At 71.0% G+C, this 2,404-nt stretch carries 1 protein-coding gene; it reads right to left on the bottom strand.

The genetic code is table 11. The features are described from left to right. Nucleotides 1-140: 140 nt before the first annotated feature. On the bottom strand, nucleotides 141-2,327 hold the full coding sequence (gene ureC / locus G6026_RS05450; protein WP_182612445.1) for an urease subunit alpha: 2,187 nt from the start codon (nucleotides 2,325-2,327) through the stop codon (nucleotides 141-143). Nucleotides 2,328-2,404 lie beyond the last annotated feature (77 nt).

Genomic DNA, 2,404 nt, shown 5'->3' with positions numbered 1-2,404 from the left:
CACCAGCGGCAGGCGCCGGCCGTCGACCTGACCCCGCTGGGCCAGCCCCTCGAGCCCGTGGGACAGGGTGTACATGCCCGAGGGGAACGACGAGTCCGTGAACTGCAGTGCGAGCAGCAGCCGCGACAGGTCGGAACCGCTCATGCGAGGTAGTGCAGCTGCGCCAGTGGCAGGGTGGTCGCGGGTGCGATGGTGGCGGGCTCGCCGTCGACGGTCACCACGTAGGTCTCGGGGTCCACCTCGATCCGCGGGCAGCGGTCGTTGCGCACCATGTCCTTCTTCCCGATGCCCCGGCACCGGCGCACTGGCAGGCACGGTGAGGTCAGGCCCAGCTGATCGGGCACGCCCGCCTCGATCGCCGCCGCGGACAGGAACGTCACCCGGGTGGACTGCATGGCCCCGCCGTACGCGCCGAACATGGGCCGGTAGATCACGGGCTGCGGGGTGGGCAGCGAGGCGTTGGGGTCACCCATCGGTGCCCACACGATCATCCCGCCCTTGATCACCAGCGAGGGCTTGGCGGCGAACGACTCGACCGGCCACACCACCAGGTCCGCGAGCTTGCCGGGTTCGATCGAGCCCAGGTGGTCGGCGATCCCGGCGGCGATGGCGGGGTTGATGGTCATCTTGGCGACGTACCGCAGGACCCGCTCGTTGTCGTTGCGATCACCGTCCTCGGGCAGCGGCCCGCGCTCGACCCGGCAGTGGTGGGCGGTCTGGAACGCCCGCTGCCACGACTCGCCGATCCGTCCCATGGCCTGCGAATCGGAGGAGAAGATGGAGATGATGCCCTCGTCGTGCAGCACGGTCTCCGCGGCGATGGTCTCGGCCCGCACCCGGGAGTCGGCGAAGCTCACGTCCTCGGGGATGTCGTGCGACAGGTGGTGGCACACCATCACCATGTCGAGCAGCTCGTCCACCGAGTTCACCGTGTAGGGCAGCGTCGGGTTGGTGGAGGCCGGGAGCACGTTGGGCTCACCGCACACCCGCAGGATGTCGGGGGCGTGGCCGCCACCGGCGCCCTCGGAGTGGAACGTGTGGATGGTCGAGTCGCCGAGGGCGGCGCGGGTGTCCTCGTAGAAGCCGGACTCGTTGAGGGTGTCGGTGTGGATCGCCACCTGGACGTCGTAGGCGTCCGCGACCTCCTGCACGCAGCGGATGGCCGCCGGCGTGGTGCCCCAGTCCTCGTGGATCTTCAGGCCCGCCGCGCCGGCGACGATCTGCTCGACCGCCGACTCGGCCTGCGAGGTGTTGCCCTTGCCCAGGATCCCGATGTTCACCGGAAGCCCGTCGGCGGCCTGCAGCATCCGGCCGATGTTCCAGGCGCCCGGCGTGCAGGTGGTCCCCTTGGTGCCCTCGGACGGTCCGGTCCCGCCGCCGAACAGGGTGGTCACCCCGTTGGACAAGGCCTCGTCGACCTGCTGCGGGGCGATGAAGTGGATGTGGGTGTCCACTCCCCCGGCGGTGACGATCTTGTGCTCTCCCGCCACCACCTCCGTGCCGGGTCCGATCACCAGGTCCGGGTGCACGCCGTCCTGCAGGTGCGGGTTCCCGGCCTTGCCCACCGCCACGATCCGGCCGTCGCGCACCCCGATGTCGCCCTTGACCACCCCGATCACCGCGTCGAGGATCGTGGCCCCGGTGATCACCAGGTCCAGGGCGCCCGAGGCCCGCGTTCCCGCGGGGTCCTGCGCCATCCCGTCCCGGATCGCCTTGCCACCGCCGTAGACGGCCTCCTCGCCGTAGCCGCTGGAGCCGTCGGTGGTGACGGCGTTGTGATCGCTCTCGACCTCGACGGTCAACACCGTGTCCGCCAACGTCAGCCGGTCCCCGACCGTGGGTCCGTAGATGTCGGTGTAGGTCGCGCGAGGGAGCACGGTCGGCGGGCCCTCGGCGACGCGTACCCCACCCGCGGTCGGCCGGGCCTCGTCGTCGTCGTCATCGGCCACGTCCGCGCTGACAGACAGGAACCCGCCATCGTGCATCCGCTCCAGCGCCCGCTCCCGCACGGCCGGATCGTCGAGGCGACCGTCGACCAATCCGGAGAAGCCGTGGCAGACGCGCTCGCCGGCGTAGTCCACCAGCCGCACGGTGCGGGTCTGACCGGGTTCGAACCGCACCGCCAGCCCCGCGCCGATCGCCAGGTGGCGCCCGTAGGCGGCGGGGCGGTCGAACCGCAGCTCCCGGTTGGCCTCGAAGAAGTGGTAGTGCGAACCCACCTGGACCGCGCGGTCGCCGGTGTTGGTGACCTCGAGCTCGATGGTCGCGCGACCGGCGCCCAGCGTGATGTCGCCGTCGCCGTACTGGTACTTCCCGGATCCGGACATCGCGCTCCTCGGGGTGATGGGTGGGTCTGTGGGGTGGGTCTAGTGCGAGTGGGTGTAGACGCTGCCGTCGGCCGCCA

It is taken from the genome of Dietzia sp. DQ11-38-2 (assembly GCF_014145055.1).
Taxonomy (GTDB): domain Bacteria; phylum Actinomycetota; class Actinomycetes; order Mycobacteriales; family Mycobacteriaceae; genus Dietzia.
Note: the sequence above shows the minus strand (reverse complement) of the source record. Positions and strands in the feature narration are given on the sequence as shown.

Coding starts and splice junctions, on each gene's coding strand:
- ureC (WP_182612445.1), bottom strand. CDS start 2,327: ATGTCCGGATCCGGGAAGTACCAGTACGGCGACGGCGACATCACGCTG.